The organism is Bacteroides sp. MSK.20.82 (assembly GCF_019052485.1).
Classification (GTDB): Bacteria; Bacteroidota; Bacteroidia; order Bacteroidales; family Bacteroidaceae; genus Bacteroides; species Bacteroides thetaiotaomicron.
This window is the reverse complement of sequence record NZ_JAHQUN010000054.1, coordinates 23,123-32,382: the sequence shown is the minus strand read 5'-3', so window position 1 is coordinate 32,382 and position 9,260 is coordinate 23,123. Positions and strand designations below refer to the sequence as shown.

The following is a 9,260-nucleotide window of genomic DNA, read 5'->3' as shown; positions in this document are numbered from 1 at the left end:
GCCGATATTTATAAAGAACTGAAGAAACGGAATGCTGCTGCTCTACGAGGTTTCAATCCGAACCATTTTGCGCAAGTATTGATAAAAATGGGGGTAGAACGGAAGCATACGGAATATGGGAATGTATATTTGGTGGTAAGACGATGAATTTCACTTGCATTATATTATCTTATATAATGTGCCTATATCATCAAATTTTACGGATTACCCATCGACCTTCTTTGCGTCCTCCTTCACGAGAAAGTATACCTTTCTCTGTAAGAGATTCTATATCACGTTTAATAGTCCGTTCTGTCACGTTTGTCTTTTGGGACATTTCAGAGATAGTTATAGTTCCATCAGCTTGCATGAATTCAAGTATAATCTGTTGACGTTCTGTTAGTTCTTTCGTGACATCTTTCGTGACATCTTTCGTGACATACACTCGATTCTCAATATGAAGGATTAGTTTCACCTGCATCAGTTCCGGCTGCTCAACCAATTCCGGCTTCAGCCAATGCTTCTCATTCCACGCACTAAGGATGAGCGGGAAACCTGAGCCTAGGTTTTCTCCGTAACCTATCATACGGAGCATATGCTGCATTCGTTGGTTACGAGCTTTGGATTCGCCACCAGCATAGATTTGTTCAACAGGCAATTTCAATAAGCCTGGATTGGAAAGCACAAAGCGGTCATCATACTTCTCGACACGAAGAAGGCCATTCAGCATTAAGTCGGCATGGATAATCATATTGGTAAAAGCCTCACGCACTGCCTTATGCTGTGGTGTATCATCCTTACGGATAATGCCATCCATTTGGAATGGCCTTGGAATATCTCGCGTCAAACGGGGAACTACCATACGAATGAAGTTGAACAGATTATTCTCCCATGTACCGTCATAGGTCAGTCGGTCACTATAACGTTGGTCACCTATAAGGTTTGACTTGTCAATATAGTCCATGCGCAGATAATCAAAACGCTCACGTACCGGCAACCCTTTACCAAACATCAGAAGACCTGCTATAGTCAGACCTTCAGTACCATCTTTTCGGTTTACAACATAGCCACCAAGTTGCATCAAGAACTCCTTATGATCAAGACTATTCCAAATATGTTCTGGATTATTAGTCTTGAACATAACACGATAACCCTCTAATGTCGGGATGTCAATATCATCCATTGTGTAATACTCCAAGAACATACGATCATTGCCATCCTCGTAAGCATCGCGCACCATCATCTTTATCATTTGCTCTGTGCAGTGATAATCACCTTCATGGTTGCGTCTATAAGTACCACGCATCAAGTTGTTATTAATGTAAACAGGACGCAAATTATAATCGGCACGTGGTACATTTATCGCTATTACCTCCTTACCATTAACGCTAATCGTCTGAACATCCTCATCATGTAGCAGATTCACATTTACTTTCTCACGACTGTTAATAGTATTCCATAAATCCTTGCGTATTTTGTCTGCATCCTCAACACCAGTGATTGTGAATCTCATCAAAGAGTCTTTCTCTGCTACGTTTTCATATACCCCCAACAAAAGAATTCCACCATTCGTATTAGCAAATGCAGAATATGTTTCCCACAAAGAATTTGGCACACCATTTTGTGCCTTTTTGCATTCAAGCGTAACACGCTCACCATCTGCAAGCAGTTTATATATATCTTGTTCTGTCATATCTTCATTTTATTATAATATATTTCAAAAGAACAAAGATAAGCAATCGATTTTAGGAAAGAGTAAATTTCAGCATATTCTTATTGCATTCGGAAAAAAGAGAGTGTATCAACGCCAAACAACGCAGCTATTGCCAAGTGCCCCCTTTTACCGTACTTGCCCTGCCGAAGAAGTATTTCTCAGTTGTTTCCGCACCTCAGCCTCAGCAGAAGAGAAATATCTGCGACTTTCTGCCGCCGATATTTATAAAGAACTGAAGAAACGGAATGCTGCTGCTCTACGAGGTTTCAATCCGAACCATTTTGCACAAGTATTGATAAAAATGGGGGTAGAACGGAAGCATACGGAATATGGGAATGTATATTTGGTGGTAAGACGATGATTGAATTTGGTAACACGGCTGAAAGCACTGAAAGCGATATTTCCAGTTTTTAGGATAGTACTTTCAGCCGGAATATCGATGAACAAGGAGGTTCATGATAAAGCTGAACAATCTGAACCCTAATCGGTACTGTAATTCTCAATGTGATGCAAAGCAGTAGTAAATCATTCAAAACGGAATGAACGAAACACAATTTCACTAACTCCCCATACATTAGCTGCAAATTCTATTCGCTATATCTAAAATAGTTGAAGAAAATAATAAAACAACAACAGCGGTAAATAGAAAACATAGGCGGCAAAACATTCATTTAACCAAAAAATCATTCAAAAAACGATCAATTCACCCATTTCAAAAGACCATTTAAAAGATTGAAAAATTCACCTTCAAAATTGAAAAAAACACCAATTAACGATTTCGCATTTCTCCCATACCTTTGCAATGTCGATAAGGAACAAAAGTTTCTTGCGAAACAAACAAAAGAACAAAACAATAAAATTAGTATATAAACAATTAAAGAAACATTGCCTATTAGAAACAAACAAAATCATTCCTCTCGGAAGTTACTTCTTTTTCCTTATATAATATAAGGGCTTCCTATTAAAAAGAAAATGATGTTTTAACAAAACAAACGACCCTCATCCTTTAGATGACTCTCCTAAAAAAAAGAAAAAACAATTAGCGTATTATACATACATAGTATAATATGCAAACCCTAAAAAAAAGAATTATAGCATCACACATTAAAATCAAAACTAAAATGAAAGTAAAGAATTTATTATTAGCAGGTTTGGCAGTAGCAGCCATGACAGCTTGTAGCAATGACGAAATCATTGACAATGATGGAATCCAAACAAATGGTGAAAATGCAGCAATGCAAATCAATTTCCAGTTTCCCACAACTAGAGTTGTATCAGATGGTGGCACAAATGCAGGTATAGATATTGAGTATGCAGCTACTGAAATTACAGCAGTTTTAGAGTACACTGAAACAAACAAAAGAATTGTTGTAAAAGGATTAACCTTTGGTCAACAAACTGAAAGTGGTGCTAGAATATACAGCACAGAGAAATTCCAAGTTGAAGCAGGAAACAATGTAAAGGTTTACGCATTTATTAATCCTATTATGGAGATACCAACAACTGGTTTGGAGAATTTAAAGGTTGGAAAACAAAAATTACCAAGTGAAGGTTTGGATTATATAGCTGAAACAATAGCTAAATCTGGTAATTTTATGATGAGCAATGTTAATGGAGAACCTACTGTAATAAAAGCAATTGTAGGTGGAACAGATACCAATACAGCAAACATTAGCGTTGAACGAATCAGTGCAAAATTAACAGAAGAGACAAAGCGCTCTATAGACAACAAATATGAATTAACAACTCCCACTTTCGTAGGACCAAAGGTGTATGTACAAATTTTGAGCCATACATACACTAATCTAGCTGACGATTCTTATGTACTTGGTGGTAGAAATGCAGCATGGTCGTCATTCTTACACCCATATAAAACAGGTGAAGTAAGTGAGACTGATTACAGATGGTTGAATGCAACAGGAACAACATACGTACTCGAAAATTTAGGTAGTGAATGGAATACAGCAACTAGCACCAGCGTTCTTTATCAAGGACAAGTTTTCTTCGAAAATGACGGAAATCAAGAAATAGCAGGAACATTCTACAGCAGACCTAAATTACAAAGTGATGGTGAAACATGGAAAGTTCAAATTTACAAGAATTGGGAAGAATTATGTGCAGATGTTGATCTTACTGGTATTGGAGAAAATGACGACGTAGCTTTGGCTAACAGAAGTATCATGAGATATGCAGGAGGAAAATGCTATTATCAAGCACCTATCGAGCATTTTGGTGTTGGAGCTAATATCGCTCGCAATAACTGGTACCAACTAAAAGTTACTTCTATTGCTGATTTAGGTTATCCGAAACCTGTACCTCCAACTCCTGAAAATGAAACGAAATTAATGATGAGTGTTACTATAGCTCCTTGGACTATCCATATCAATAATGTTGGTCTTTAATCAACTATAATAAATTAATTTAGGGAGAAGTCTCTTCTCCCTAAATTATACTCCGAAAGAAGAGAGTATCACATTCAAACAAAACATCCGCTCTTTAAAAGCATAAAAAGTAAAAACAATGAAACGAATCCTAACTACCATACAAGAAAAAGCAAATAACATATTGTTATTCACAATATTGGCTGGTGCAATTACATCTTGTGATTCCATTTTGGATTACAATGAGAATTGTGACATCGAATATTGTGTCAAGTTCAAGTATGACTACAATATGGAAGAAAAGGATGTATTCGCCGAACAAGTAAGAACTGTTACTCTTTACGCTTTTGACGATAATAACAATCTTGTTTTCCAGAACACCGATGAAGGTGAGCCATTAGGAGAAGAAACCTACGCGATGAACGTAGATATAGATCTCTCGCAATACCACCTGGTGGTATGGGCAGGATTAAATGATGAATCATTTGCAGTCCCTTTGCTATATCCCAATCAAGCTAAAATTGACGAATTAAGAGTAAAAACATTACGCAAAGAAGCTACTCGCAGCACCACCGAGGATGAAAAGGGACAATACATAGTAGACAACAGCCTACATTCACTCTGGCATGGAGAGGTTAAAAAAGGAACTACCACTCGTAGCGGCAGACAGCAAATCACCGAAGTCTCATTAGTAAAAAATACCAATACAATCCGTGTCGTTGTAGCACAAGTAAACCAATCAGGAGGACCTGTAACCCGCTTGACACAAAAAACTTTCGAATGCGCCATATACGACAATAATGGTTACATGAACTATGACAACACGCTATTAGAAGATAACTTATTGACTTACAAGCCATACAATGTCACATCGGATGTAGTCAGTACCCGAGCTTTTAGTTCTGCAGATGAACCTGCCAAACAATACAACGGTATCGTTAGCGAAATGAGCGTGGCAAGACTTGTGGAAAGCCAAAAGCCGGAGTTGACAATCAAAAATACTGCTACTCAGGAAGTATTATTCCAAAGTTCCGACTTGGTGAAATACTTCGAAGAAGTAGATGCCGAAAAATATAAAGATCGTAATTATTCTCTTCAAGAATACTTAGACCGAGAAGATAAATATGAACTAGTGATTTTTGTAGATGAGAAATTGGCACTCATCAAAACTGTAATCCAAGTAAACGACTGGATCATCCAACTCAATGATATCGAACTTTAAAATAAAGCAAAAAATGAAATACTCTCATTTGACATATTATCTGCTAGCTATCTTATGCATGATGGCAACATCGTGTGTCTCAGACGGAGTCATGGGTGATTGTCCGATCGATAACAACGACCAAGCAGTACTAATAGAAGGTGGCAAAGTCAATTTCGCATTAACTTTCCCGACTTCTTCCACACGAGGCATAAATGGCTCATCAGAAGGTTTAGCAAGCGAACGAACAATTAACGATGTTCAAGTATACACTTTCGTAGGAGGAAAATTCGTTGAGAAAGTAAAGTATATTCTGATAAGCGGCACCAACGGAGATGCAACCCGCTTTGTAGAAGGAAAACTGACAGAGACATATATGACAGGAACCGCTATGGATTTTGTGGTAATGGTGAATACGGAAAGTAAGGGTGTGCAATCTCCTACCATGACAAAAGGAAACAGTAAAGCTGATTTATATAAACAATTGGTTTATAGTTATGAAGGCAAAAACTGGTCAACAAATATTCCGATGTGGGGAGAGGGAACTATTGCATCCATTCAATCGGGAGAATATAATATAGGAGAACTTACATTGCAACGTGCTATTGCCAAAGTGAATGTAACGGTGAATGACGGTAAAGGATTGGAAAACTTTGAAATCACCAATGTAAGTTTACACAATTACAATAATGGCGGATATTGTGCTCCGACCAATGCGAATGGTCAACCTTCTATCCCAACCAATGTTGTTAAAGCAACAACACCTCTGTCTGCAGGCTCTCTGAGCGGAACGCAAGGCAATAATATTGAGAATAAATTCTATATTCCAGAACATAAGAACATAGGTGTAGATAAAGCTGAACAGCTCTATTTGAAGATAGAAGCAAAAGTGAAAGGACAAATAAAATACTATGATATTATGTTCAGTGAAAATGGAAGTGATTATGACGTTCTTCGTAACTATATGTATGTATTCAATATTACTAATGTAAAGGTGGAAGTAGATGTCAATCCTATTTTAGAATATGAAGTAAAAATATGGGAAGAAAAAACTGTGAATATTCCGTCATTTAATTAATGCAAGGAGGATAATCAGATGAAAAAGCAAAACAATATATTGAAATTAATAAAAAATATAACATACTTGACATTAGCTTGTATAGCTTTTAATGCTTGTACAGATGAAGAAATATATAAATCATCAGAGATTGTAGAGGGAGTTCCCGTAGAGGTCGGATTTAAATTCACTATACCTTCCATGCAGAAAGTCAGTACTCGCGGATTAAGCGATGAAGGAGAATTCCAAGTAAACGACCTGTATGTCCTCATCTTCAATGCCAACAACGACCAGGCTAGAAAAACTGGAGGAGGGTACTATAACAGTGATCTGATTAAGAATGTTATTACAGGTAACCAAGCAAACGGGAAAGTTTCTTCCGGCACACTAACATTAAAAACAACTAGTGGAGAAAGCCTTATCTACGCAGTAGCCAATGTAAAAGGTAACGATCTAGGTGGTGATATCACTGCAGCATTAGAGAACGTTAATTCATTAGCCGATTTTAAAAAGTTGTCTGTAGCATTGACAATCAAAGCGAATGTGGAGCGTTCGTCGCCCGCACTTGTGATGAGTGGTGCTTATATAGATGGAAGCACACAACCACAAACTGGATATTGTAACATTCCGGCACAGTCAACCACTCTTAGCGGAAAGATTAGCCTCACCCGTCTGGACTCACATATTATCTTCAAGATTACTCCAAACATGCAAGCTAATGGAGGAAAGATCAAAACATTTACTCCAAAAAGTTGGAGAGTATACAATGTGCCCAATAAATCTTATATAGTAGCTCAAGACGCTGATGCAGTCGGTAATACAGCAGAAGATTACGAGAATACAGAATCTTCTATTAGGTTTGGAGAACAAACTGATAACATTTATGATTTCGACTTTTATATGTTAGAAAACCGAAAGAATGCCAAAACTTATGAAGGTAGATCAATCGAGAATTACAAACAACGTGAAGAAGAGGTCAAAACTAATGAACATAAAAATACAGGAGAATATAAATATGTAGAACCTTATGCGACCTTTGTAGAGATTAAGGCGCACATGGAAATTGAAAATGCAGACAATGACAATGGTATACGAGTAGCCGACGTTACTTACGTCATTCATTTGGGATATGTTGATAATGTTGCGGCTGACTTCAAAAATGAAAGAAATAAAAAATATACATATAATGTAACTATCAATAATGTAGAAGATATTGTTACGGAAGTAACAGAGGAGGGAAATCCGGAAAATACTCCAGGAGCAGAAGGTGATATCGTAGACTCACAGACTACTGTATATAATCTAGACGCTCATTATGGATATTTGATTTTAAAATTCAAGTACTCAGAAGTGAAAGATGGATTGCAATTCTATGTAAAAACTCCTTTTGGAGAAACAAATAATGACGACAAATCAGTAGTAGGTCATGATTGCAAATGGCTGCGATTTGCACGTTGCAATAACGAATCTACATTGGCAAATTATCCAAAAGATGGAAAGGGATTGATTAACTTGTTTGAATTAAAAGCAGATATCGAAGATCAATACCAGAAAGATACCAATAAAGATAATACATATTATTATACAGTATTTGTAGACGAATATTTTTACGAAAATAATCCGCTAGAAACTTCCTCTAATAATAATTGGGGGAACGAAAATTGGGAAGAATTTGTTAATAAAGACGACCGCTATGCACTACTAATCTTTAGTCCACAAAAAAGTCCGGATGGAGAAAGTAGCTATGCAAGTGCGAAATATATGATCACACAAAAATCTATCCAAACCTATTACAGCACAGAAAAATTTAATAGTGACAAAACTGCGCTAGGTATGGAACATATAGATGAAACAGGTGTACCTAATGGATGGGAAAGCGGAAGTTACGGCAGTTCTCAAGAAAATGGATATAAGAATACCTATCCTGTAGTTAACAACACCAATATAAGTAGCTACGGAACAGAAACTCTATCAAATGGTAAGAATACATTTACAATAAATGATGCAGCAAATGCTATTCAAGCATGCATGGCACGTAACAGAGATGAAAACAATGATGGAAAAATCAGCGGCTCAGAAGTAAAATGGTTCTTGCCTGCCATCAACCAGTTAGTTGGAATGTTCTTAGGTGCAGAAAGCTTACCAACTCCACTATTTGGTGATGGTGATAAGCAACCTGGAACATATACATATAATAAAAAAGAAATAGGAACTTATGGTACTTACCACTATATTAGTAGTGATAAGCAAAGACTGTGGTCAGAAGAAGGAGCCACTTTTGGTCCCGCTGCAGGTATACTTTATGCAAAAGCCCCCGAAAAGCTTAGATGTGTACGTACTTTAGGAATCAGTTCCCAATATAATAGTACAAGTAAAAAGGAAGGAAAGATATATAATATGAATAATAGTTATACATTCCAGATGGCTTATCTAGATAAGCAAAGTATACGTACCTCATTTATAGAGAATGGTGAATTAGATTTACATCACAATTTTAGTTCTTACAATAGACCTTATACTGCATTCCAAGTTGCCAATAAACGAATGACAATTGATGGGATAGAGACCAGCAACGGATGGGGAGGATCGAATAATAGACCAAGACCCACAAACTGGGAATCACTTGTAAAAAACAGTGGACTATCTCGTAGTGTATGTACAAATTACTTTGAGAATGCTAATAAGTCTGATAAAGGTTCATGGAGAGCACCTAATCAAAGAGAACTTATGATTATCTATCTTCAAGATCCGAGTTTGGTAGAATACCAAGTCACAGATGCTTATGATTATCGATATGGTTCTTTTACAAGAACATGTTGGAAATTCAACGAAAATGATCATTTTACTGTAGATAAGGACTTAATAACAAAAGGCACTGTTGGTTCATTTGTTCGTTGTGTTCGTGACGTTAAATAAATAAAACTTAAA

General features: G+C 36.8%; 6 protein-coding genes and 1 pseudogene. 6 read left to right on the top strand and 1 reads right to left on the bottom strand.

From position 1 onward, the window contains the following. On the top strand, positions 1-147 hold a 147-nt coding region (locus KTR07_RS24445; RefSeq protein WP_195382128.1), incomplete at its 5' end, for a DUF3874 domain-containing protein. 43 nt (positions 148-190) lie between these two features. Here KTR07_RS24445 and KTR07_RS24440 read toward each other — a convergent pair. Next, complete coding sequence (locus KTR07_RS24440; protein ID WP_011109168.1) at positions 191-1,672, bottom strand: RNA-binding domain-containing protein; 1,482 nt, start codon at positions 1,670-1,672, stop codon at positions 191-193. Positions 1,673-1,808: 136 nt separating this feature from the next. Between KTR07_RS24440 and KTR07_RS24435 the strand changes: the two are divergent. From KTR07_RS24435 to KTR07_RS24415, 5 genes and pseudogenes are all read left to right on the top strand, one after another. Then, a pseudogene (locus tag KTR07_RS24435) lies at positions 1,809-2,054 on the top strand (DUF3874 domain-containing protein); the annotation flags it as partial. Between the two features lie 760 nt (positions 2,055-2,814). Next, positions 2,815-4,095, top strand: coding sequence for an Mfa1 family fimbria major subunit (locus tag KTR07_RS24430; protein WP_008764431.1), 1,281 nt, complete (start codon positions 2,815-2,817; stop codon positions 4,093-4,095). Between the two features lie 118 nt (positions 4,096-4,213). Next, positions 4,214-5,296 (top strand): FimB/Mfa2 family fimbrial subunit, encoded by a 1,083-nt coding sequence (locus KTR07_RS24425; RefSeq protein ID WP_008764430.1) that lies wholly within the window; start codon positions 4,214-4,216, stop codon positions 5,294-5,296. A gap of 13 nt (positions 5,297-5,309) precedes the next feature. After that, positions 5,310-6,353, top strand: a complete 1,044-nt coding sequence (locus KTR07_RS24420) for a FimB/Mfa2 family fimbrial subunit (RefSeq protein ID WP_008764429.1) — start codon at positions 5,310-5,312, stop codon at positions 6,351-6,353. An 18-nt stretch (positions 6,354-6,371) separates the two neighbouring features. Then, entirely contained in the window at positions 6,372-9,248 is a 2,877-nt protein-coding gene (locus tag KTR07_RS24415; RefSeq protein ID WP_008764428.1) for a fimbrial protein, read from the top strand. The last annotated feature ends 12 nt before the right edge of the window (positions 9,249-9,260 follow it).